At 68.7% G+C, this 23,177-nt stretch carries 16 protein-coding genes and 4 pseudogenes; 8 read left to right on the forward strand and 12 right to left on the reverse strand.

Translation table 11 applies throughout. The features are described 5' to 3' along the window. Window positions 1–205 precede the first annotated feature (205 nt). Window positions 206–1,183, forward strand: a complete 978-nt coding sequence (locus tag J7E94_RS33510; protein WP_308345635.1) for a recombinase family protein — start codon at window positions 206–208, stop codon at window positions 1,181–1,183. Window positions 1,184–1,949: 766 nt separating this feature from the next. Here the strand turns inward: J7E94_RS33510 and J7E94_RS33515 are convergent. Then, the gene (locus tag J7E94_RS33515; protein WP_215020595.1) at window positions 1,950–2,396 is read right to left on the reverse strand and encodes a hypothetical protein; all 447 of its coding nucleotides are present in this window, start codon (window positions 2,394–2,396) and stop codon (window positions 1,950–1,952) included. Between the two features lie 430 nt (window positions 2,397–2,826). Here J7E94_RS33515 and J7E94_RS33520 point away from each other — a divergent pair, with 430 nt between their 5' ends. After that, a complete protein-coding gene (locus tag J7E94_RS33520; RefSeq protein ID WP_215020596.1) occupies window positions 2,827–3,201 on the forward strand; it encodes a hypothetical protein in 375 nt (124 codons plus the stop codon). A 438-nt stretch (window positions 3,202–3,639) separates the two neighbouring features. Next, the gene (locus J7E94_RS33525) at window positions 3,640–3,957 is read left to right on the forward strand and encodes a hypothetical protein (protein ID WP_215020597.1); all 318 of its coding nucleotides are present in this window, start codon (window positions 3,640–3,642) and stop codon (window positions 3,955–3,957) included. A gap of 89 nt (window positions 3,958–4,046) precedes the next feature. Here J7E94_RS33525 and J7E94_RS33530 read toward each other — a convergent pair. The 6 genes and pseudogenes from J7E94_RS33530 to J7E94_RS33560 all read right to left on the reverse strand — a co-directional run. Continuing rightward, window positions 4,047–4,457 (reverse strand): annotated as a pseudogene (locus J7E94_RS33530) (recombinase family protein); the annotation flags it as partial. A gap of 176 nt (window positions 4,458–4,633) precedes the next feature. After that, on the reverse strand, window positions 4,634–6,316 hold the full coding sequence (locus tag J7E94_RS33535; protein ID WP_251057619.1) for a pentapeptide repeat-containing protein: 1,683 nt from the start codon (window positions 6,314–6,316) through the stop codon (window positions 4,634–4,636). A gap of 141 nt (window positions 6,317–6,457) precedes the next feature. Next, entirely contained in the window at window positions 6,458–7,006 is a 549-nt protein-coding gene (locus J7E94_RS33540; protein WP_308345636.1) for a recombinase family protein, read from the reverse strand. 112 nt (window positions 7,007–7,118) lie between these two features. Beyond that, on the reverse strand, window positions 7,119–9,380 hold the full coding sequence (locus J7E94_RS33545) for a tetratricopeptide repeat protein (protein ID WP_215020599.1): 2,262 nt from the start codon (window positions 9,378–9,380) through the stop codon (window positions 7,119–7,121). Window positions 9,381–9,674: 294 nt separating this feature from the next. After that, window positions 9,675–10,040, reverse strand: a complete 366-nt coding sequence (locus J7E94_RS33550; RefSeq protein WP_215020600.1) for a hypothetical protein — start codon at window positions 10,038–10,040, stop codon at window positions 9,675–9,677. A 160-nt stretch (window positions 10,041–10,200) separates the two neighbouring features. Then, window positions 10,201–13,214 (reverse strand): annotated as a pseudogene (locus J7E94_RS33560) (Tn3 family transposase). An 88-nt stretch (window positions 13,215–13,302) separates the two neighbouring features. Between J7E94_RS33560 and J7E94_RS33565 the strand changes: the two are divergent. The 4 genes from J7E94_RS33565 (at window position 13,303) to J7E94_RS33580 (ending at window position 18,593) form a co-directional block, all read left to right on the forward strand. Next, window positions 13,303–14,574, forward strand: coding sequence for a Tn3 family transposase (locus J7E94_RS33565; RefSeq protein WP_215020603.1), 1,272 nt, complete (start codon window positions 13,303–13,305; stop codon window positions 14,572–14,574). Window positions 14,575–14,690: 116 nt separating this feature from the next. Beyond that, entirely contained in the window at window positions 14,691–15,152 is a 462-nt protein-coding gene (locus tag J7E94_RS33570) for a hypothetical protein (RefSeq protein ID WP_285440853.1), read from the forward strand. A gap of 89 nt (window positions 15,153–15,241) precedes the next feature. After that, window positions 15,242–17,839, forward strand: a complete 2,598-nt coding sequence (fxsT, locus tag J7E94_RS33575; RefSeq protein ID WP_215020604.1) for an FxSxx-COOH system tetratricopeptide repeat protein — start codon at window positions 15,242–15,244, stop codon at window positions 17,837–17,839. A 148-nt stretch (window positions 17,840–17,987) separates the two neighbouring features. After that, window positions 17,988–18,593 (forward strand): recombinase family protein, encoded by a 606-nt coding sequence (locus J7E94_RS33580; protein WP_215020605.1) that lies wholly within the window; start codon window positions 17,988–17,990, stop codon window positions 18,591–18,593. A gap of 73 nt (window positions 18,594–18,666) precedes the next feature. On the opposite strand, the gene J7E94_RS33585 is transcribed toward J7E94_RS33580, so the two are convergent. After that, the gene (locus J7E94_RS33585) at window positions 18,667–19,527 is read right to left on the reverse strand and encodes a hypothetical protein (protein WP_215020606.1); all 861 of its coding nucleotides are present in this window, start codon (window positions 19,525–19,527) and stop codon (window positions 18,667–18,669) included. 294 nt (window positions 19,528–19,821) lie between these two features. Here J7E94_RS33585 and J7E94_RS36125 point away from each other — a divergent pair. After that, window positions 19,822–20,110 (forward strand): annotated as a pseudogene (locus tag J7E94_RS36125) (chlorophyllase); the annotation flags it as partial. Between the two features lie 127 nt (window positions 20,111–20,237). Here J7E94_RS36125 and J7E94_RS33590 read toward each other — a convergent pair. The 4 genes and pseudogenes from J7E94_RS33590 to J7E94_RS33605 form a co-directional block, all read right to left on the reverse strand. Then, window positions 20,238–20,459: pseudogene (locus J7E94_RS33590) on the reverse strand (transposase); the annotation flags it as partial. 478 nt (window positions 20,460–20,937) lie between these two features. Continuing rightward, the gene (locus J7E94_RS33595) at window positions 20,938–21,375 is read right to left on the reverse strand and encodes a hypothetical protein (RefSeq protein ID WP_215020607.1); all 438 of its coding nucleotides are present in this window, start codon (window positions 21,373–21,375) and stop codon (window positions 20,938–20,940) included. Beyond that, window positions 21,375–22,676, reverse strand: coding sequence for an amidase domain-containing protein (locus J7E94_RS33600; RefSeq protein ID WP_215020608.1), 1,302 nt, complete (start codon window positions 22,674–22,676; stop codon window positions 21,375–21,377). Before J7E94_RS33600 ends, J7E94_RS33595 begins: the two co-directional genes overlap by 1 nt. Before the next feature lie 3 nt (window positions 22,677–22,679). Then, complete coding sequence (locus J7E94_RS33605; RefSeq protein ID WP_215020609.1) at window positions 22,680–23,003, reverse strand: type VII secretion target; 324 nt, start codon at window positions 23,001–23,003, stop codon at window positions 22,680–22,682. Window positions 23,004–23,177: the final 174 nt, after the last annotated feature.

Below are 23,177 nucleotides of genomic sequence, written 5' to 3' on the forward strand. Positions count from 1 at the left end.
CAACAACGTAGGACCGACTGATCCCGCGACGCCGCACCATGCCCGTTCTCGCAAATGTTCATCTGTGAGAGTTCTGCGAGAGCCCCCAGAGTGATCACGTTTTCGCAGGTCGCCGTTCGCAAAAGTCCTCTCGAAACCGCCATGTTGTGCGAGCCACTTCTGAGAGACTTCCCGGATGGATCTCACGCCCGATCGGGCAGCATTGGTGGTAGAATGTCACAACTGCCCGAACTGTGACGCACCCGCCGGCAGCGCCTGCCGCACCCGCGGCGGGAAGACCGCCGCGAAATACCACACCCCGCGCTTCGTCCTCGTCCCCGCGCTCCGCGAGGAACTCGAAGTCCTCGTCCCCGCCGACCGGCACCCGGGCCGCGTGTGGAAGCAGGGTCCGGCGCTCGCCGTGGTGCCCGCGCCCCGCACCGAGCGCCCGGTCCGCATCGGGTACGCCAGGACGTCCACCGCGCGCCAGGAGCTGGCGAGCCAGCTCGAAGCCCTCCACCGCGCGGAGTGCCACAAGGTCTTCAAGGAGCAGATCAGCACCCGCGTGAAGGTGCGGCCCGAACTGGAGAAGGCGCTCGCCCTGGCCCACCAGTTCAAGGAGGCCGCCCCCGACACGCCCGTCATCCTCACGGTGCACGAACTTAAGAGGCTGGCCAGAAACGCCGCCGAACTGATGACGCTGTCCGCCGAGCTCCAGGCTGGCGGCATCCAGCTCGAACTCCTCACCGGCCCGCTCACCGGGATCTACGATCCCAACGGCATGGGCGCCATGTTCTTCGCCGTCCTCGCCGTCGCCGGGCAGATCGAGCGCAACTACATCCGCGAGAAGACTCTCGAAGGCCAGGTCATCGCCGCGTCCAAGGGCAATCACGGCGGCCGCCCGAAGGTCATCGACGACGACATGCTCATTTTCGCCGTCGCATTGAAGGGCAAGGGCGTCCCCGTCCCCGACATCGCGAAGAAGCTCACCATCAAGGTCGGCAAGAACGCGGGCAAATCGCCCTCAGTCGCCTCGCTCTACCGGGCGCTCGCGGAAGCCGAGGCCACCGCGGTGACCGACGGCCTGCCGCTGCGGCTCGAGCCCGTACGCATCCGCCAGCCCGGAGAGCCGCTCACTCCCGAGGAGATCGAGCTGCGCGAGCGGCTCCAGGCCCAGCCCCACCCGAACGCCGGGACCCGGTAGACCCGCCCCTACCTGCCCAGATCCATGATCACGGGCATAGCGTTAACCGCTGTACCGCTGTTCCCCGAGGCCTTACTCAGTGCCGGTCGAGCCGACTGCGGTAGGTCCGGGCGCCGGCGACGACTGCCGCGAACACGCCCCACATGAAGTCGGCTCCCTCGCGCCGGCGCCACGTTACGAGGCCGGACCCCGGGGTCCTCTTACAGGTCAGGGCACGTCTGACGGGTCTGAGGGCGCGGCGCTTTCGGCCGTGGGGCGGCCTGCGCGGGCCCACCTACGGCGCTTAGGCTCGTGGGTGGGCACGGGCGTGGGGGACGCTGATCCCGACGCGCTGAGCGGCCACAGCGATGCCCGCACCGACGCGGAGCGACCACACCGACAGTGCTGGGAGCGCGGCAGCTGCTAGCTCCCCCTCAGCCACGGCCGGTGGTGCGATCGCCTCACGCGCCTGCATGCGGACGGCGGGGGTACGGTCCGGGCCACGACGAACCGGGGCGGGCGCCGGCCGGGCCGCCACCGCCCCCCTCCCTCCGCCGCTGGCGTCTTTTCCAACCCCGAAGCAGCTGCAGCCGCGCGCGCTGCAGGCCACGGAGGCTTACGGAGATTGGGCGCCCCACGGACGGGCTGCAGCGGTTGCTCGACGGCTGGCTGGGGATTGAGGAACATCCGAGCGAAAACCGGCGCTTGTACTGTCCGTGACGATCCGCCGCAGATAATGCCCCGTTATCTGCGGCGCCGGTCACGGTGGGAATCCCAGCTCGGACAGCTACCACCCCGACTCATCGCGGAGCCGGTAGCCGGGATGGTTAACCCGACGGAGATCGTCCTGGAGCTGCTCTATTCCGGAAGGGCGGCGGAGCGCGGTGGGATAGTGAGGTCCAGACGGCTGATGGTGGTTGGTCACCTCGTGCCGGTTGAGGGGCGGAGGGTTCTTGAGGCGCGGGAACGTGATCCTGTCCGACCTCGCCTCAAGATCACGTTCCCGCACCACAAGTTCCCGCGCCTCAAGCTTCCGTTCCCGCGCCTCAAGCTTCCGTTCCCGCGCCTCAAGATCACGTTCCCGCGCCACAAGTTCCCGCGCCACACGGTCCCGGCGCTCAGCGTCGTCATAAAGGATCTTGATGCACCGCTCAATCTCCCTCTTCTCCTCTGGTGATATCTCTTCCCCAATAGCCATGTCGATACCTCCCTTTTTGGAGGATACCTCTTGCATATGAATAAATGGTTCATATCTGCCGCGTTGGTTGGTTTGGGGGTTGAGGAACATTGGAACGAAGACTGGCTCTAAACAGCCCTACCGCAGATAACAGGGGCGCTTCACGCGTTCCTGGCAGGGTGTAGCCGCAGCTCACCGTGACCGGCGCCGCAGATAACGGGGCATTACCGGCGCTTGTACTGTCCGTGACGATCCGCCGCAGCTGTTACCAGGGGTGGCCCATCAGCAAGGGCGGGTATACGTACGGGTCGTCGAGCTGGCGCTGGGTCTCCAGGGACCCACCGCCCATAGCCGAACCCGGCCCCGGGCAGACCTGCCGCCTCCCGTCAAGTCACGTCTTTGTGTGGCATGACGGGGGCGGCCGCCCTCGCGCCTACTTGAAGAGGAACGGCGGCCCCCGCCGGACACACTCTCTCAAGGAGCGCACATGTCGATCTCCCGTTACACGATGGCCTTTGCCTCGGTCGTCTTCATCTCCGGAGCCATCGCGCTGCCGGCGTCCGCGGCGACCGCGGCCCCACACCAGCCCTCGGTGGCGGGCCACCTTTCCCAGGATGGCAACGGTGACCCGGGCGGCCTCATCGGTGCGGGAGGCGGCAGCGGCGGCAACAATCCCTACCGTGACCCCAACGGTGGCGCCTACGGGCCGGACACGTGCCTGCAGGGCTACGTCTGGCGCGAAAGCTATGAGGGCGACCTCGTGTGCGTCACGCCGCAGGAACGCGACATGGCCAAGGCCGATAGGCTCAGTGACCTGAGGCTGAAGCAGAGGCCGCGTGCCGATCTGGTCCTTCACTCCTAGACGAGGCACTGACCGCCTACGCGCGACCCGGTGCACGTGCCTGCGGGGAGTGCGCCGCCGCCGAGGTCCTCGACCGCCTGTAGCGGGTGATGGCCCGGATGGCCCGGGCAAAACGCGTCTGGCCTGGCCGCCGACCAGTACGTCGAGCTCGTCGAGTACGCGGTCTGGTCCCTGCCGGCGGGGACGAGTACGTGCGGCCCATCGACGGCCAGGACTACGGCGCCGTGCCATCGAGGAGCGTCCGCCCTCTCACCCCTACCTCGCGTCGCCCCCGCCCGGGGTGGAGCAGCGGTGGGCATGGACGATCGAGCGCACCCCTGCGGCGGGCGGCGCGGTGCTGCACGAGCACGGAGGCGTCAGGGCAGCCGCGGTGTCGCTCGTCCGAGGCGGTTTCGGGGCAGGGCCGTGTCGCTTCCGGGGTCCCGGCATTGACCGGGTATGAGCACCCTCAAGCGCGCGGCGGTGGCCGTGGTGGCGGTCGTGGCGGTGGCGGCGCCGGCCGCTCCCTCCGCCACGGCCGCCCCGGTCTACAAGTGCGCCAGCAGCACGAAGGACATTGACGACACCAGCTATGACGGGCCATGGCCCGACAACTGGAAGGTCACCGTACGGACGTGCGCGGCCCGGTCCGCGGGCACCGTGTACGCGTACGCCGAAGTGCGCTGGGACGGAGCCAGCTTCCATCCCGTGGATGATCCGACGATCTTCGACGGGGCCAAGCTGCGGGTGCAGATCAAACAGTCGGGGGTCCAGTAGTACCCGCCGAAAAAACAACGGAGTAGCCCCTGAGCTGCGGCGATCCTGGGGCTACGGGGTGTTTGCGGCCTGCTGGGGCAGGGCTTTGTTCAGGTGGCGGTAGATGGTGGGGCGGGTGAGCCGAATTCGTCGGCGATCTGCTGGACGGTGTAGTCGCCGGAGTCGTACATCTCGCGGGCCAGCTTCACCTGGCGGGGGCCGAGTTTGGGTTTCTGGCCGCCGGTGCGGCCTCGGGCTCGGGCGGCCTCCAGGCCGTCCATGGTGCGCTCGGACATGAGGGCGTGCTCGAACTCGGCGATCGCGCCGAGAATCTGGAAGAACATCCTGCCGACGGCGGTGGAGGTGTCGATGCCCTGGTCCAGGACGACCAGGCCCACCCCGCGCTCCTGCAGTTCACGGGAGAGCTCGATCAGGTTCTCCAGGGAGCGGCCGAGGCGGTCGAGTTTGGTCACGACGAGCTGATCGCCTTCGCGGGCGACGAGGAGGGCCTTGTCGAGCTCGGGGCGGCGGGCAGATCATTTACGGGACAGCCCTTGGCCCTCTCCACCGAGACCGCCGACCGCCTTCCAGACCTTCCTGGACCAGCAGGGAATCCCCCGACCGAAGTCCTGGCGGACCCTCGGCAGCTGACCTCAACCACCCAAGATCCCCGACAGAGTCAAGCTTAGATGGACAACTAGCGCTTGATCCGGCCGCGCACCGCTAGTACAGCCAGGAGAAGCAGGATCGGCTCAGCTAGCCGGGAGGCCATCTCGATATAGGTTCCGCTGGTGGTCAATCCCTGCCCAGCAGAGCGGAAGACCACCGAGTTCACGGCGGTCCGTGTCGCCCGCTCAACCCGCCGCCAGTTAAACCGGTCGCGTAGCGGACCGGGCACCGCTCCTTGGGGGACCAGAGGAGTGGTGCTCAAGCTGATCGCATGGCCGTTGGTCAGCGTGCCGGTCGTATGTTGCGCTGTGCGCTGAGCGGGTAGCCCGAACAGCATCAGCAGAACGACGGTCAGCAACATGGTCGCGAGTAGCCAGCTCAGGGCGCGCAGGGCTCGCAGACCGTAGCCGGAGAGCAGCCAGTACGCCCACAGCAGCCCGCGTTCTGCTCCAGAAGTCCCGGTCTGGTCGTGACGGCGCATCTCCATTTCGCCGTAGTAGAAGTCCGCCGCGCCAGGCTCGTTCTTGTGGTCCTCGAACGCTTTGCGTAGTTGCCGGTAGGTTGCGGCCAGGTCTTCCGGCCTCGGGACGGGGCCTCGATGTGACGGGCGGGCATTCCAGCCCCGGGGCGGTTCTGGGTTGGCGGGTCCAGCCTCTTTGGCCCGCCAGTGATGCTCTTCGGCGAGGGTCCGACGAGCGGTCCAGCAGTAGGGCCACATTTTCGGGCGTCGACGGATTCCGGTGGGGGTACGAGCGAAAGTACAGAGGCCTTCCAAACTGAGCTGGTCCAGGTGGACCGCACCCGAGAACAGACAGTCCGACAGGTCGATGTCAGTCAGAACCAGATGCGCGGCGTCCACGCCGCGCAGTGAGGTCACCCGCACGCCGGCGTTGCTCTTGGCCAGCATGCTTTCGTCCACTGCCTCACCGGCAGCCGTAAAGAGGAGGCTGTGAGCGGCGACCTTGACCGGGGAAGAGAGCACAGCGTCACTCACATCGACGGTGGCGTAGCGGAGACGCAAGTCCGCTGTCGACTTCCATTGCGTCCGCACGCAGTTGACTTCACGGGCTGCGATCTCCAGAGTCACCGGCTTCTCGAAGACCGCGCTTGAGATGTCTACCTGCCCTCGGCACACCAGCGGTCCGAATGACGGTGCCGTCGTGAACGTAGCTCCCTTGAACTGGGCGGTGTCGTCGAAAATCGTCGCCATGAACCCGGCGACACTGGTGAATGTGGCTGCTGTAAAGCTGGCCGCTCCGGTGAACGTAGCCTTGTCGAACCAAACAGGTTCGTTGAATGTGGCTGCTGTGAAGCCGGCCTCTCCGGTGAACGTAGCTCCGTTGAACCAGACGGGTCCGTAGAACGCCGCAACGTTGAAGTCGGCGTTGCCGGTGAACGTAGCCCGGTCGAACCGGCCGGAGCCGACTGTGTGACGTCGAGTGCCCGGGTCCCAGAGGGGCTGGAGGAGGGATTGGAGAAGGGATTCGGTGAAAGGGGTGCCACGGTGGTCAAGGTGGTCACCGGGCCTCAGTCTGGCAAGGTAGTCAGCGCGGTCGGTGGGGTCTACGTGCGCCAGGCAGGCGGTGCGGCCGGGGAGGTGGATACCCAGGCAGCTGGCGTCGTAGCCGTGCCTGCAAGGGGCCCAATCAGGCCGCTGCGATGTCGCAGGGGCAGGTGTGCTCATGGCGCGGGGGCCGTCCGATGCCGTCATACCATCCATCGTCGGTTCGCCAGGGCGATCGCACGGTGGACCGAGGCGGCCTGCCGTGCCGGTTCATCCGCCTGTACCACACCCGTCTCCTCGTCCCGGGGTCTCGCCGGTATCGCTCCAGGATTGCGCGCTAAGGATTGATCATGGCTTTGCGGTCTTGCCGAGGTGGCGGTAGATGGTGGGGCGGGTGACGCCGAACTCGTCGGCGATCTGCTGGACGGTGCACTCGCCGGAGTCGTACATCTCCCGGGCCAGCTTCACCTGGCGGGGGCCGAGCTTAGGTTTCTGGCCGCCGGTGCGGCCCCGAGCGCGGGCTGCTTCCAGACCGTCGACCGTGCGCTCGGACATGAGAGCGTGCTCGAACTCGGCGACCGCGCCCAGGATCTGGAAGAACATGCGGCCGACGGCGGTGGAGGTGTCGATGCCCTGGTCGAGCACGACCAGGTCGACACCTTCGGCCTCCAGTCGCTTGGACAGCTCGATGAGGTTCTCCAGGGAGCGGCCGAGGCGGTCGAGTTTGGTGACCACGAGCTGGTCACCCTCGCGGAGCACGAGGAGGGCCTTATCGAGTTCGGGGCGGCGGGCGAGCTTGCCGGACGCCTTGTCAGTGAAGACTTTCTCGCAGCCGGCCGCGCGGAGTGCGTCCTGCTGGGCTTCCGGGTGCTGGTCGCGGGTACTGACCCTTGCCACGCCGATTCTCATGGTCCAAACGTATCGGAAACGGGGTTGGCCGTGACATAGGTGCGTACACGGGAAGCGTTTCGGTCGCGACCTGCGGGAACGTCATGTCGATCTCCGTGTCTCACGAACGATCGTTTCCGTTCCCCCTTGGGAGATATCGGCGAAGGGAACGAGACAGAGAGCCGGCGCCCCAGCGGGCTCGGCTCGGCTGGGAGGCGAGGTTGTTGAGGCGGTCGGGGCGTCGGGGAGCTGGGGAATCGGGGTGCTCCTGGCCCAGTTGCCGCTCGCGGTGAGCGAATAGTTCCGCGAGCACGAAGGCGTAAATTTCGGCGGCGGTTTCGGTCGCCTCCCCCGCCTCCCCCAGCCAACCGCCGAGGGCGCTCTGCCGGACAGCCACGGTGTGGGGGTGGTTCGGTCCCATTACCCGCGTCATATCGGGCAGTAGTTCGACAAAGCCGATTGCTCCGGCCGCATCGCCTGCTCTTATCTGCCAGGTGGCGATATCGAACCGTGTGGTGAGGGTATCGGGGTGGTCCGGGCCCAGTACCAGCTTGCGGAGCGGCAGTAGTTCGGTCAGGGCGGCCGCGGCGCCGGCCGCGTCCCCGGCTGTGCCTTGCCAGTGGGCGAGGTTATGCCGGGTGGTGAGGGTGTCGGGATGAGCTGGGCCCAGTACCTGCTCCCGCAGGGGGATCAGTTCTGCGAAGGCCGCCGCGGCGCCGGCCGCGTCGCCGGTGTATCCGAGAGCGGCGGCCAGGTTGTTGCGGGTGGTGAGGGTGTCGGGATGGTCTGGGCCCAGGATCTGCTGCTGGAACGGCAGGAGTTCGGCGGCGGCGGCCGCGGCGCCGATTGCATCACCCGCCTGCCCTCGCCAGTGGACCAGGTTGTTTCGGGTGATGAGGGTCTCGGGGTGTTTTGGGCCCCGCACACGCTCCTGGTCGGTCACCAGTGCGGCGAAGAGGCTGACTGCTTCGGATGCGTCTCCCGCATAACCCACCCAGGCACTCAGGTTGTTGCGGGCCGTGAGGGTGTCGGGATGGTCTGGGCCCAGCCGGTGGAGGGCGAGTTCGGTCAGGTGGGCGAAGTGGTTCATGGCGGCGCTGGCCTGGCCCATTTTCCCGAGGCTGTTGCCGGTGCGGAACAGGACGTGGTGAATGCCAGGCTCGTACAAGGCATCTTTGGCGTGGTGAGCGAGGGTCTCGGTGTTGGCACGCAAGGCTTGAGCCAGGGGGATGTCGAATTCGACGCCGGGCCAGGCGGCAACGAGGGCGTCTGCGGCGGTGCGCGCGACATGGTCGTATTCGTCGGGGGCGAGCGGGTCGCGCATGGCGCGTTGGATGAGCTGGTGGACGCGTACGGCCTGGTGCGGGGTGTCGGGGGTGTAGTCGATCAGGCTCAGGCGGTGCAAGGCCCCAAGCGCGCCGGCCGCGTCCTCGGCGGTGACAGCGGGGGATTCTTGGACGTGGGCGTCTGGTTCGGTTCGGCGGGCCGTGAGATGGGCGAGGGCGGGATTGCTGGTCAGGACCTGGTGGGGGATGCCGTTGGGGTCGAGCATCGCAGCAAGCTGAAGCATGGGTCTCGCCAGGCCGGCGGGGCGGAGCTGGTCTGCGCGGTCCAGGGACAGGGACCAGGCCGCGGTCACAGTGGTCGACTGGTCGTCGGGCAGGGGGGTCCCGGGTTCGGGGAGCAGGCCGGACAGTTGGCGGGCGCGGTCGGCGAGGCGGGTGCGGTAGGTGACGGTGTCCAGGTGGGTGTCGATGAGGTAGGCGGCGGCTTGGGACAGCGCGAGCGGGAGGTATCCGAGGTCGTCGGAGAGGGCGGTGAGGTCCGCGGCGGGTTCGTGGCGCCCGTGCGCGGCCAGGGCCTGCTGGAGGTAGGCGGTGGCCTCGGCCCGGGTGAACAGGCCCACCGGGACCAGGCGGCCGTGGCTGGCCAGGGCGGCGTCGCGGCGGCGGGTGGTGACCAGGGTCCGGCCGTGGGCATGGGCGGGTGGCCACAGGCCGGTGAGGTCGCCCGGGTCGGCGACGTCGTCCAGGACGATCAGCCAGCGGGGCGCTTGTGGTGAGAGTTTGGGTTCAAGCCAGGCCAGGAACGCCCTCGCGGCCCCCTCCGGATCGGCGGGGTCCGCGCAGAGAACGTCGACGGCGGCCTCGGCGTAGGCGTCGATGACGGCCTGGTGGGTGGCGGCGGTGACCCACACCAGCAGGTCGACTTCCTCGTGGCTCCAGGCGTGGCGGGCGTGGTCGGCGGCAAGCTGGGTCTTGCCGACCCCGCCCATCCCGGCCAGCACCTGGCACACCACCGCCGTGCCCCCGCCGGCAACCGCTTGCCTCAGCGCCGACGCTGCGGCGCGGTCCTGGAAGCAGCCCGCCCGTGGGGGCAGCACGCCTACCTGGTGCGGGAACGTCACCGGCTCCCGCCGCGGCTGTATGTACGTCAGGATGCCTGAGTTCGCGATGCCGCCCCCGGACGCGTGGGCGTCCCCGGTTCCCGAAACCTGCGTCGAGGCCCGCGCGGTCGGGGACGGGTCCCGGAGCGCCGCCGTGCCCTCTCCGGCGGCACGGGCGCTGCCCGTATCTCTCACCACCGGCTCCGGTGTGACGGTCTGCGGGTCGGGCGTAAGCCTCCGGCTCCACCACTTCTTCACGAACAGCCTGCCCTTCCCCCTGCGAGGTGTGATTCAGCTGTAGTCGATGCCGGTACTGGCGCTGCTGCCGGTGCCGTTCGCCGTCGCGTCCCCGGTCCGCTCCGCCGTCGCCGACCCGCTCCCCGCCCCTGCGGGGCGCCGGATCCCGGTGCTGGCGCTGCCTCCGCCGGTGGCCTCGGCCTTTCCCGTCGCGACGGCCACATCCACCGGCCCCTGTGCCTGCCCGGTGGACGGTTGCTGGAACAGCGCCCAGACCAGGGCGCTGATGGCCACCGCTCCCTGGACCGAGGCCCCGACCAGCTGCCCGGTGTCCGGGCTGTTCAGCAGCCAGAACAACGGCGTCGAGACGATGCCCGCCACCGCCACCGCCACGACCGTGATCTTCCAACCCCGCGACACGACCCACTCCTTCCCGGACCCAGCCACCGCCAGAAATGACGGCCCTCCACTGATAGCAGCAACACACCCCGGCCACCACGGGTTCCGACGGTCCCGAGCCGTCACCACACAGTCGGACAGCAAGGCGCTGGCAAGCGTGCAGCACGGCGCCTGCCATCCGCTACAGCCCGGCTCCGGGCTCGTCCACGGTCACGTCCCGCAGCGGCCGGTGTCCCTGCTCGTCGAGCTGGGCGAGTTCGCGTTCGTAGTCGACGGTGATGGAGCCGTAGTAGTTGACCACCTGGCTGCGGGCCGGGGAGATGTGCGCCAACACCTCGGCGTCCACCTCGCGGCCGGCGCCGCGAAGTTCGTCCACTGCCAGGGCGAAGTATTTCGTGTGCCAGCAGATCACCGCATTCGTCACGAGGGTCAGGCACCACGCCTGCTCGTTCTGCTGCTCGGGCTGGCGCCGCGTGACCTTGCCTTCGCGGGCGTAGTGGAGCTGGCGGCGCAAGGCGTGGAGGGACTCGCCCTTGTTCAGCTGCCGAGCAATCTTGCGCCGGTATACCGGATCGGACAGGTACTTCGCGGCGTAGATCGTTCTCCGGATCGCGCCGTATTCCTTGAGCGCGGCGGCCAGTGCGTTCTGCCGGGAGGACGCGGAGAGCTTGCCGACGATCAGGGAGGCGGTGGCGTGTCCGTACTTCAAAGAGCCGGCGAGGCGGAGCAGGTCGTCCCAGTGGTCGGAGACGAGGTCGAGGTTGGCCTTCTTCGTCAGCAGCGGGCTGGCCGTCGGGAAGCGTTCCTCGTACTCGGCCTTCGCTCCCATGCGGTAGAGGGTGATCTTGCCCAGGTCGCGGATGCGGGGTGAGAGCTGCTTGCCGACCAGGTCGAACAGGGCGAAGTTGACCAGGGCGTGTCCGTGGCGTGCTCGGTGATCGGGAGGTCGGTGGCATTGCCGAGGATCTCGTCCAGCACGTAGTGGGCCTCGCGGTGGGTAGCCACGATGACCTTGGTGCCGAAGGTGGAGTGCTGGTCGGAGACGTGGGTGTAGGTGGAGATGCCCTCGGACACGAAGTACTTGTTCAGGTGACGCGCGGTGATCGACTTGCCCCGGGTGGGGAACCGCTGTCCGTCTGAGGAAGACAGCGTGCCCGACCCGAACATGGCCGTCATCGGCAGCTTGTGGTGGTAGTTGACCAGGCAGATGTTCGCCTCGCGCAGCGTCTCCTCGCGGATGTACCACTCCGCGGTCCACGCCAGCACGTCGTAGGGGATGCCGCAGGACGCGGCCATCCCGTGCAACCCCAGATTCGTGGAAAGCCCGATCAGGCAGGCGATCAGGTTCCGCTTGAGCTGCGGGGAGCGGGCCTGCTTGCCGCCGGCGTGGACGAAGCAGTCCAGGAAGCCGGTGTGCCGGTCCATCTCCACCAGCAGCGAGGCGATCGGCACGTTCGGCAGCATCCGCTCCAGCTCGCCGTGCAGCTCCTCGGCCTCGCTGGGGATGTCCTCCGCCGTCAACGGCGAGATGACCAGCTCACCGGCGTCGTTGAGCCGCACGGGCCCATCGCCGCGCTTGAGGGTGTCCTCCAAGTCGCCGAGAGCCTCGTCCAGCTCGTCCATCACCAGCGGCAGCGACTCGGAGGCGTACGGGCTCTTGCCGACCAGACGGCAGAACTCCACCCGGTGCTCATCCCACTGGGCGGGCTTGAACAGGTAGGCGGCTGGGTTGTCGTACCGGCGCGAACCCGGCACGAACACGTCCCCCGACCGCAGGCCGTCGCGCAGCGCGAGCAGCACGCATAGCTCCCAGTAGTGCCGATACGCGCTCGTGTCCCCCTTCGCCGCAGCCTCATCGAGGTAACCCTGCCAGCGGGTGGGCACGAACACCGTCGGGGCATTGTCTGGGACGTTGCGGGCGCCGGTGGCGTTCAGCTCCCGCAGGATGTTCAGGGCCTCGATCAGCGGCTCCGCCTCGGTGCCGCCCTTGAACCGCACCGTTTCCAGTACCTTCGGCGCGAACTGGCGGATGTAGGTGTAGGAGCCCTCCAGCAGCCGCAGATGCCCGTGATCGCGCGGCAGGCGCACAGTGGCCCCGGCGTGCGCGGCCCGCAGCCGCGACATGCCGATCTTCCCGCGCAGCAGCGTGCCGACCGCCTCGTCCGGGATACCCGCGTCCGCGAGCACCGGCAGGATCACCTCCAGCAGCGCGAGCCGGTCCTCCGACAGCTTGGCCCGCTTGGCGAGCACCTCGCGCAGCTTGATCCTCGCCCTGGACTCCGCGCCCGAGAGGGTCTGGTCGAAGAGCTGCACCACCGAGTCCAGGACGTCGACCGAGGACTGAGCCAGCAGCGTGAGCAGGATCGGATGACGCCGGTTCGGCTCGCGCCTCACCAAGGCCTGCGGCGTCAGGCGGCGGCCAATCTGGGCCAAGAAGCGGCGCCGCTCGGCGGGGAGGGACGACATGTCCAGCGTGTCGGCTCCAAGTCCCCGCAGGAACTTCAGCTTGTCCACCTCGCCCTTCACGCTCGGCGGAGACGCCTGCACCGGCCCGGTCACCAACCAGTGCAGCCGGGAGGAGCGCAGTGTCGGGTCGACCACCAGCAGCCCATCCAGTCCGCGGGCCCGCTCGGGGTTCAGAAGGTGGGCCACACGGGCGTGGGTCTCCCGCTCGGCCTCCGTACGGGCGGCGGCAACCTTCTCCAGCAGCGTGACCACACCCGGCCGGATCACCTTCGCCGAACGCAGGTACTCACACCCCAGCCGGAACAGCAGCGACGGTGAGTCGTGCTCCATCGCCCGCGCGAGCAGGAACTCGTCCAGCTCCTTCAGCTCCAGGACCTTCGCCGAACGCCACCCCGCGTACTGCGTGACCTGCCGCAGGTGGTCCGTACGCGTCTGTTCCCGGGACATGCCGTAGTTGCGCAGCACCTCGACCGGTAACCCGAGCTGCCGGGCCAGACGGCCCACCGCCGCCAACGGAGCCGCCGGCACCTCGTCCGGCACGAAGCCCAGCCACGGCAACGTGCACAACTGCACCGCGGCACCCAAGACCGTCTGAGGACGCAGGAACTTCCGCAGGAACGCCTCATCAGCCGGGGCGAGGGTGAAGTAGCGGATCAGCTCGTCCTTACCGATCGCCGGGAACGAACGCAATGCCTCCAACTCCTCGTCGGAAAACACCCTCGTGGCCATCGCCCGCCCCTCCCGTCACCGGATTCGCCCGGTCAGCCCAACGAGCCAACCGACTCCACGGCAACGGGCCAGGTCAGGGGCTACTCCGTTGTTTTTTCGGCGGGTACTGCTGGTGGAGCTGGACCGGCGGACCGGGTTCCTGGACTGCCTCACGCACGCCAGCGGCAAGCAGGCCCGTTCCCCGGAGCTCAAGCGGAACCTGCTGGCCGTTTTGATCGCGAACGCGACGAACCTGGGCCTGGTGCGAATGGCGGAGGCGTGCGGGATCTCGTACGACATCCTGGCCTGGACCCAGGAGTGGTACATCCGTGAGGAGACCCTGGCGGCGGCGAACGCCGCGGTCGTCAACTACCACTACCGCCTGCCGCTGACCCAGGCGTTCGGCGGCGGCACGCTGTCCTCCTCGGACGGGCAGCGGTTCCCGGTCAAGGGCAAGTCGACGACCGCGCGGGCGATGAAGAAGTACTTCGCCGGTCAAGGCCTTTCCACGTACACGCACGTCTCGGACCAGCACACCACGTTCGGCACGAAGGTGATCGTGGTGACCCGCCGGGAGGCGCACTATGTGCTGGACGAGATCATGGGAAACAAGACCGACCTGCCGGTCACCGAGCACGCGACCGACACGCACGGCGTGACCCTGGTCAACTTCGCACTGTTCGACCTGGTGGGCATGCAGCTCTCGCCGCGGATCCGGGACCTGGGAAAGATCACCTTGTACCGGGTGGATCCGCAGCGGGACGTCAACGCCGCCTGGCCGGTGGCGGGCCCCCTGCTCACCCAGAAGATCAACGTGAGGCTGATCGAGGAGAACTGGGACGACCTGCTCCGCCTGGCCGCCTCGATCAAGTTCGGGCATGCCACCGCGTCGCTGATCGTCGGCAAGCTGTCCGCCTCCTCCCGGCAGAACACTTTGGCGGCTGCGCTGAAGGAGTACGGGGTGCTTCGCCGTACGGTCTACGCCGCCCGTTATCTGGCGGATGAGACCTACCGCAGGAAGATCGCCCGGCAGCTCAACAAGGGCGAGTCGCTGCACTCGCTGCGCCGCAGCCTGCTCTACGCGCACGAGGGCGCGATCCGCCACCGTCACCTTGCCGCGCAGACCGAGCAGGCGTGGTGCCTGACGCTGCTGACCAACTCGGTGGTGACCTGGACAACGGAGTACTACGGCCTGGCCATCGCGCAGATGCGCGCCGAGGGCCGCGCGGTCGACGACGAGCTCCTGGCACACATCTCCCCGGCCCACAGCGAGAACGTGAACTTCTTCGGCACGATCAACGTCGAGGTCGACACCGAGCTCGCCAAGCTCGACCCGGCCGGCTACCGGCCGCTGCGGGCCCGACGCCCGCAGCGGCCCTGATGGCGATGTCACAGTCCCGCTTCGGGGACGTCCGGTCTGTGTAGACGGGGGTCAGGGACCGGGTGCTGCTGTCATCGTGATGAGGGACAGAGACGGTCGTTCGGGGAGGGGCGGGTATGGAACGGTTCGGCAGGTGGGCGGTGGCGGGCCTGGTGACGGTCGCGGGCTTCGTGGCGCCCACATGGCTCTGCGGGGTTCTGGTACTGCCGTCGGTGCTGGAGGACCCCGCGACCCGCTGGGCGGTTGCCTCAGCACTCGGCACGGCCGTGGCGGCGCTGGCCGGCATGTGGGGGTACGGATTCGCCACACGAACCCCGGGCCCCGACACCCAGGCCTCGGGCGTGCGAGCGGTCGCCGTCGGCGGCAGCAACTCGGGCAGCATCTTCACCGGTGATACCGGAGCACCCGGCCAGTCCCCCGGTCAGGCTGGGGGCGGGAACCCGACGTCCCCGCCGACTCCCGCACCACCGGTCGCGGGCGGCACGGTGACCGCGGCCGGGGAACGCTCGATCGCCATCGGTGGCGACAGCACCGGCCCATTGTCCACCGGCGACCACCACGGCGGTGCACAGCCGTGAAGTGGCCCTTCCGGAAGCGCACTGAGGAACCTCGGCCACCTGAGCCCACCCAACCCCCGGCCAGGGCGGACGCGGGCGGGGAGCGGGCCATGGCTATCGGCGGCGACAACTACGGGACCGCCCTGACCGGGGACAACGCCACCGTGGTGGCGCTGCCGCCCGAGGCGTTGCGGCCCGCGGCCGAGGTGGACGCCTGGGCCGGACTGGATAACCTGCACAGCCGACCCCACCTGTTCGTCGGCCGCACCAGGGAGTTGGAGCGGCTCGATGCGGCGCTGGCAGCCCCGGGCGGGGCTGTGGTCCAGGCGGTGCACGGCTTGGGCGGGATCGGCAAGAGCACCCTGGCCGCCCACTGGGCCGCCACTCGCGCCCACGGCTGCACCCCGGTCCGGTGGATCAACGCCGACAGCGCAGCCGGCGTGCAGCAGGGCCTGGTCGACCTGGCCACCGCCCTGCAACCGGCCCTCGCCGCCGCCCTGCCGGCGGAGCAACTGGCCGAGCGCGCCCTGCAGTGGTTGGCCACTCACACCGGCTGGCTGCTGATCCTCGACAATGTCAACGACCCCGCCGACATCACGTCCCTGACCCAGGGCCCCGCCACCGGACGCCTCCTGATCACCAGCCGGCTCGCCACCACCTGGCACCACGCCACCACCGTGCTACGCCTGGACGTCCTGGACCCCGACGAATCGCTGGACCTGCTCACCCGCATCACCACCGCGGCCGGCCCCCGGAATCTGGACGGCGCCGCCGACCTCTGCGCCGAACTCGGCCACCTGCCCCTGGCCATCGAACAGGCCGCCGCCTACCTGGTCGAGAACCAGCTCACCACCCCCACCCCCCGCGCCTTCCTCGACCTCCTCGCCCACTACCCTGCGGACATGTACCGCGACGGCGCCGTCGGCACCCCGACCGAACGCACCATCGCCCGCATCTGGCACCTCACCCTGGACCGCATCACCACCCTCCACCCCCCAGCAGGCGCCCTGCTGCGCACCCTGGCCTGGTACGCCCCCGACCACATCCCCGCCAGCCTGCTGGACGGCCTCGCCGACCCGCCTGCCCGGAACAAGGCGATCGGCCTGCTCACCGCCTACAGCCTGATCACCCCAGACCCCGGCACCGGAACCCTGGCTGTCCACCGGCTCGTCCAGGCTCTCGCCCGCACCCCCGACCCCGACGACCCCCACCGCACCCCCCACCACATCGACCAGGCCCGCGACCGCGCCACCACACACCTGCACGCCGCCTTGCCCGACACCTGGAACGACCCCGCCACCTGGCCCACCTGGCGGACCCTGCTCCCCCACATCGACGCCCTCGCCGACCACACCGTTGAGGACACCGACACCACCGCCCGCATCCTCAATGAAGCCGGGCTCTTCCTCTACGACCAGGGCCTGCCCGCGAGAGCGATCAAACATCTCCAACGGGCCCTGGCCGACCTCACGCGGGTGCTGGGCGCCGATCACCCCCAGACCCTGACCTCCCGCAACAACCTCGCCGGCGCCTACGAGTCGGCGGGGGACTTGGGCCGGGCCATCCCCCTGCACGAGCAGACCCTCACGGACAGCACGCAGGTGCTGGGCCCAGATCACCCCCAGACCCTGACCTCCCGCAACAACCTCGCCGGCGCCTACCGGTCGGCGGGGGACCTGGGCCGGGCCATCCCCCTGTACGAGCAGACCCTCACGGACAGCACGCGGGTGCTGGGCAAGGACCACCCCGACACCCTGGCCTCCCGCAACAACCTCGCCAGCGCCTACTGGTCAGCGGGGGACCTGGGCCGGGCCATCCCCCTGTACGAGCAGACCCTGGTCGACCGCACGCGGGTGCTGGGCGCCGATCACCCCGACACCCTGACCTCCCGCAACAACCTCGCCAGCGCCTACGAGTCGGCGGGGGACTTGGGCCGGGCCATCCCCCTGCACGAGCAGACCCTCACGGACAGCACGCAGGTGCTGGGCCCAGATCACCCCCAGACCCTGACCTCCCGCAACAACCTCGCCGGCGCCTACGAGTCGGCGGGGGACCTGGGCCGGGCCATCCCCCTGTACGAGCAGACCCTCACGGACAGCACGCGGGTGCTGGGCAAGGACCACCCCCAGACCCTGACCTTCCGCAACGATCTCGCCGGCGCCTACGAGTCGGCGGGGGACCTGGGCCGGGCCATCCCCCTGTACGAGCAGACCCTGGTCGACCGCACGCGGGTGCTGGGCGCCGATCACCCCGACACCCTGACCTCCCGCAACAACCTCGCCTACGCCTACCGGTCGGCGGGGGACTTGGGCCGGGCCATCCCCCTGCACGAGCAGACCCTCACGGACAGCACGCAGGTGCTGGGCCCAGATCACCCCCAGACCCTGACCTCCCGCAACAACCTCGCTGTCGCCTACGAGTCGGCGGGGGACCTGGGCCGGGCCATCCCCCTGTACGAGCAGACCCTGGTCGACCGCACGCGGGTGCTGGGCGCCGATCACCCCGACACCCTGACCTCCCGCAACAACCTCGCCAGCGCCTACCGGTCGGCGGGGGACCTGGGCCGGGCCATCCCCCTGCACGAGCAGACCCTTACGGACAGCACGCGGGTGCTGGGCAAGGACCACCCATTGACGGTGGCCGTACGTGGCAACCTCGCCGGTGCCATTGCCGCACGGGACGGAGAGGGTGAGTCCACGCAGCCATGACACGTGTGTCACAAGCATGGATCTGACACAGCTATCCGGCCGCCACCCGGTGATCACGTTCCCGCAGGTCGGCCTGTCTCAAAAGCTGGTGTCACAACGATGTGTCAGAAGCCACGTCACGGCGTCAACTTATGGGACGCTGGCGCGCATGGATCTCGCCTACGCCCGCGTCAGCACCACCGCACAAGACCTCGCCCGGCAGATCGACGCGCTTCGCGCCGCCGGAGTCGCCGAAGAGCACATCTATGTCGACAAGCGCACCGGCGCGAACATGGACCGCGAGGGCCTCACGGCCCTGCTCGGCTTCGCGCGGCCCGGCGACCGAATCAACCTGCTGACGCTGGACCGGCTCGGCCGGAACATGCGCGAGACGCTGAACCTGGTCCACGACCTCACTGAGCGCGGCATCTTTCTGCGCACCCTCGGCGACAAGCTCGCCGTTGACACCAGCGACCCGGGCCCCGGAACGGACATGGCCATCGCACTGCTGGCTATGTTCGCCCAGATGGAGCGGATCTACATGCTGGAGCGCGCCGCTGGCGCCCGCGCGTCCAAGGAAGCCCGCGGACTGCCGACCGGGCGACCAGCAAAGCTGAACCCGACAACCCGAGCCGGAGCCGCCCAGCGGATCAAGGACGGCGCCATCCCCGAGCAGGTCGCCGCCGAACTCGGCATCAGCCGCTCCACGCTGTACCGGGAACTACGCAGGTACCGCGAGAGTGCTGTCGTTCAAGAGGGCACGTCGGAAAGCTGACCGGCGCTTCAAGCCACGTCTCCGCTGGTCAGCCATATCCGTTGTTTTCGCGGCGAGTACTACGGGGACCCCATTAGGAATCGGCGGGGCAGAACTGCTCGAGGAGGAGCGGGGTGCCGAGGGCGAGGGTGACCAGGCGGCGGTGGGCGGCTTCGAGGGTGCGGCGGGCGGCGGGGAGGCCGGCGGGGAGCGCGCGGCGGCCGCTCCGGGGGCGGCCGGGGGTGGTGGTGACCCAGAGCTGATGGACGTCGCCGCCCTGGAGGGTTTTGCGGTGGCCTGCGGTGAGGGCGTGGTGGGTGTCGTGCCAGCGGGTGAGGGTGTGTCGGCTGACGGTGTCGAGGGGGTACCAGGTGCCGGCGGTGCGTACGCGGGGGAGGGGGCGGTCGAGCTGGAGGTCGTCGAGGGTCATGGGGTGAAGGTGGCCGAGGCCGTGGCCGGTGGTGACGGCGAGGGCGATGAGGGCGGTGGTGCGTTCCCAGGTGGAGGTGAGGATGCCGTCGGGCTGGTGGGCGGTGAGCAGCTTGAGGGTGCGGTGGGCCTCGGTGGGGGTCAGGCGGGGGGCGAACTCCGGCTTGGGGACGGTGAGGGCGAGGGGGTGTCCGGCGTGGGCGGAGAAGGTGTTGAGGGTGCTGGTGCGGGCCGCCATGGAGTTGGCGGAGGCGGGGGCGGCGGGGCCGCGCAGGCTGTTGCGCCGGCGGGTCGCACCGCGGGCGGCGGCGGTGAGCCAGGCTTCGGCGTGGGCTTGGTCGAGGAGGTCGGTGAGCGTGAGGGCGACTTCGGGGCAGCCGCGGGCGGTGGCGAGGTAGGCGGCGTACTCCTGGAGGTAGGTGCGCCGCAGGGCGCGGGTGGCTTCGCCCGGGACGGAGGCGAGGAAGGCTGCGACGACGGCGCGGGCGGAATGCCCGGAGGGACGCGGTGCCGGCATGCGGTCCATCAGGAACCTCCCAGGTTCGAAACCGTCCCGTCAGAATAAGAGCAAGAAGCCGTAGGGTTCCATCCCCCTGTCACAGCTGGCCTTCGTTTCGGTTCGTGTCGAGTCGAATTGCTCCGTGCAGTTCCGAACCGAACATGACGCACCACCGGGCCTCCGGGGTGTGGGCACGGACCCGAGGATACGGGATTGAGCGGTGATGGCCTCTTGCTCTTATTTTTCAGGTGTTGGATAACGTCGGCTCGATTCTGGTGTCCCGCTCCTGTCCGTTGTCACCGAAGTCAGTCGCTTTGCCGCCTCCCCATCCTGAAGCCGCCCTTCGACACCATGGCCACACGGGCTCTCATCGCGCCGACGACAACGACCAGTCCCATCCGTCCACGCGCGGACCGGACTGTTCACCGACGACCCCTACACCCACAGCTCGGTCAGCAAGAGCCTGCTCACGCTGTTCGGTGCAGAGCACTCGCTCGGAGGAATCCCCGGGTACGAGGTCGCCGAGACGACGGACGGGAGTCCCGCACACGTCGCCCTGACGCAGCAGCTCACCAGGGCCTTCCTACGCAGCGCCCTCCAACCCGAGGACGGATGCTGCTCCCGCCCTCTCCGGCGTTCCCCGGCTCGGACTGCCTCCCAGCTTCACCGGCCAGCTGCGACTGACCAGCGGCGAGGTCCTTTCACCCCCGCTCGATTCCAAGCGCCTCGTGGCGCACGAAGGGTTTCCAGTAGTCCGAGGTCGCCTCGATCACCACCAGGGTGACCCCGGCGGTTCGCAGGTGATCGAGCAGGGCCAGGACCGCGTTCGTCGTCGAACCCCAGGTCGTGGTCTCGGTGGTGAACGATCCCCGCCGTTTCGTACTGGGGGTCCGGACGCACACCTTGGCGTCCTTCTTGCTGATGTCCAGGCCGGCGCACCGTTCGTGTAGTACGTCCACGCTCCCGCTCCCTCCCCATCGGTATGCCGTTCCGGGAGGGCCAGGGTGAATCAGGAATTCTGACGCACGTGCTCACAGCAACACTCCACGGTTCCCGTGGACGGCCCCCAGCACCACGCTGACCTGCGAGCTCACAGGCATCACAGAGGCATCGGTTTCGGCCGGAACGAACCCCACCAGCATCCCGGACCAGCACCAGGCCCCGTCAGAGCGGACAGAAGCACCCCCAGCGCGCGCCACGGGATTTTCCACGCCCCCGGCGCGCACCGAAGGTGCGCTGGATCGCTGACCTGCTGATTGCGCTGGGTTCGGAGCGGTATGCCGCCGAACCTGACGTCACCTCGACATCACAGTGGAGTATTACGACGCCTGTGGCAGCGACCGGCAGGTATCCGGGAGGGCGGGCTGCCACCCGGACCAGTGAGCCCAGACGCCTCCGGCGGCCGCGTCGGCGGGAAGCCGCGACGAGGCCGGGGAGCTACCCGCAGTCGCCGAGGACGATCCCCGACCCTGCCACCGAGTACACGGCGTACAGCTGGATGAGTTCCATCGGGATGGTCAGGGCGTTGAACCACACGCCCACATAGGCGATCAGCCCCGGCCACGTCTCCCCGAGCCGGATGCCGTACCGCCCGCGGATCCGCTTGGCGAGCAGTACGCACACGACCACTGCCGTCACGCCGAGGATCAGCCCGGTCCACGCGGCGACGTACTCCGTCGTCGGGAAGGGCATGTGCCGGCACACTTCCCGCTGCCGCTCGGCCCACCCGCTCTCGATGTCCTCCGTGTGCAGGGAACCGGCCACACCGCCCACGGTCATGAGCGGCACCAGCAGTGCCGCGATCACCGTGCCGGGCGTGACGGCACGCTTCCGTGCGGTGCTGTCGGTCGTGGCGGGGGAGGGTGACGTAGCCATCAGTACCAATCGGGTTGCGGCCGGACGATGCGGATGCGCTGCTCGCCCCAGTTCTTGTTGGCGATGTGTTCCCGGCTGTCCAGGCTCACGTTCTGGAACGAGTTGGTGTGCTGGGTCAGCTTTATGTCGCCGTCAGGGGTCACTGAGGTGACGACGGCGGCGTGGTGGGTCTCGCCCTGGGCCGTCTCGGCGCCGGGAGCCACCTGCTCGTAGAAGATGACGTCACCGGGGCGTGCCTCCGACCTCGCAACCTCCTTGCCGGCGTTGTGCAGCAGGAAGTTCTGCAGGCCTTCCGCCCGCGCCCATGACTCGGAGGTATATGCGTGCTGGTCGAACAAGTCCCATCCGATGCCGCTCTGACGGCCCCAGGTGTTGTCGCCCATCAGCCCGGTCCACGAATCGACCTTCTTCTTCATGCCGCCGGCTTCCAGGCTCGACGACACGAAGTTGGTGCAGTTGCCGAGAGATTTGTAGTCCAGGTCGTCCTTCTTGTCCCAGTGATCCAGTGCGTACCGCACCATCTCGACCCGGTCGATCTTCCCGTCGGGTCCCCGCAGCTCGCGCCCGACCTCGGGAGGCAGGCCCTTGAGGTCGGCGATGGTCACCGGGTCGGCCCGCATGAGGTCCTTCTGCTGCTGCGGTGTCAGGCCGTCCCACCAGGCGCGAACGAGGTGCGGGTCCTTCCCGACCGGAATGTCGGCCCTGAGTATCTCGAATTCGACGTGGGAGGCCTCGACCAGGATCTCGTTGTGTGCCTGTGAGGGGTTGGCGACGTTGATGGTCGCCGCTAGTTTGTCCAGTTCGACGGAGGCCTTCGAATCCGCCTGTGAGGCCTCGCGCAGCGCCTCCTCTATCAGCCCGTTGACCTCGGATATGCTGCCCAATTCCTTGGTGTAGGCGTCGCGGACGCTCTGCGGGACGTTCGGTCCGGTGGGTGCAGCGCCCGTGTACGCGCCCACGGCGCGGCTGTCCTGGATCCGGAGCCCGCGCTCGCCCGCCAGTTCGACCGCGTGGAACAGGGTGCGCTGGGCGTACCCCATGGAGTGGGCGAGTGCGTCGAGCACCATGGCGACGCCCTTCATGATGTCGCCGCCCGCTTCCAGGCGGTCGGCGAGGTCCTCCAGGCGCTTGCCGGCCGTCTTGCCGGTCGCGTCGGCCCAGTGGTCGTCGAGCGGCTTCTTGCCCTGTGCGCGGATGTCCTCGGCGGCGGAAGAGGAGCGCCGGGCAAGGTCGACCCAGTCGTCCGCGGCCTTCTGCCACTGGTCCACGCGGCAGCCGTACAGGTCGTGATAGGCGACCATGGGTCAGTTTCTCCCGAAGTCGGCGAGGCCGTGCTGGAGCCTGTTGAAGGCGTCCTTCGCCTGGGCGTCCGTGGTGTCATAGGCGTTGGCCGTGGTGTGGAGGTTGTCGGCCATGGTGTTCATCTGCTTGCCCAGGTCGACCATGTGGTCCTCCCAGGCGGTCGCGCACCGCTTCAGCGCTGCGGCGGAGGCCCAGCCGTGGTGGCCGCCGGCTGCCGTGTCACTCGAATCGAGGGACCGGCGAAGGTTCTCCAGTGCCGCTTCGGCGGCCGAGCGGGCTCCTCCCGCGCCTTGCCGTACGTAGTGCGTCTTGATGTCTGTGTCCACGTAATCCCCCATAAATTGCTGGGAACAGCCTAGCTTTGATCTTGAGTGAAAATCTGACAGCGAGCACGGCCGCCAGCGCGGCGGCGGCCGGTTGGCGTCGCTGTCGCGCCTGTCCAGTTGCTCTCCAGCCTCGGTGACCCAACTCTCGTATAGCTACGGCGAGCGGACATGTAG

The sequence above is a fragment of the Streptomyces sp. ISL-94 genome, assembly GCF_018614075.1.
GTDB lineage: Bacteria > Actinomycetota > Actinomycetes > Streptomycetales > Streptomycetaceae > Streptomyces.

What these genes read in the sequence shown, in the direction of transcription:
- J7E94_RS33515 (WP_215020595.1), bottom strand. Translation starts at nt 2,396, where the DNA reads ATGCAAGAGGTATCCTCCAAAAAGGGAGGTATCGACATGGCTATTGGG.
- J7E94_RS33520 (WP_215020596.1), top strand. Translation starts at nt 2,827, where the DNA reads ATGTCGATCTCCCGTTACACGATGGCCTTTGCCTCGGTCGTCTTCATC.
- J7E94_RS33525 (WP_215020597.1), top strand. Translation starts at nt 3,640, where the DNA reads ATGAGCACCCTCAAGCGCGCGGCGGTGGCCGTGGTGGCGGTCGTGGCG.
- J7E94_RS33535 (WP_251057619.1), bottom strand. Translation starts at nt 6,316, where the DNA reads ATGACGGCATCGGACGGCCCCCGCGCCATGAGCACACCTGCCCCTGCG.
- J7E94_RS33570 (WP_285440853.1), top strand. Translation starts at nt 14,691, where the DNA reads ATGGAACGGTTCGGCAGGTGGGCGGTGGCGGGCCTGGTGACGGTCGCG.
- fxsT (WP_215020604.1), top strand. Translation starts at nt 15,242, where the DNA reads ATGGCTATCGGCGGCGACAACTACGGGACCGCCCTGACCGGGGACAAC.
- J7E94_RS33580 (WP_215020605.1), top strand. Translation starts at nt 17,988, where the DNA reads ATGGATCTCGCCTACGCCCGCGTCAGCACCACCGCACAAGACCTCGCC.
- J7E94_RS33585 (WP_215020606.1), bottom strand. Translation starts at nt 19,527, where the DNA reads ATGGACCGCATGCCGGCACCGCGTCCCTCCGGGCATTCCGCCCGCGCC.
- J7E94_RS33595 (WP_215020607.1), bottom strand. Translation starts at nt 21,375, where the DNA reads ATGGCTACGTCACCCTCCCCCGCCACGACCGACAGCACCGCACGGAAG.
- J7E94_RS33600 (WP_215020608.1), bottom strand. Translation starts at nt 22,676, where the DNA reads ATGGTCGCCTATCACGACCTGTACGGCTGCCGCGTGGACCAGTGGCAG.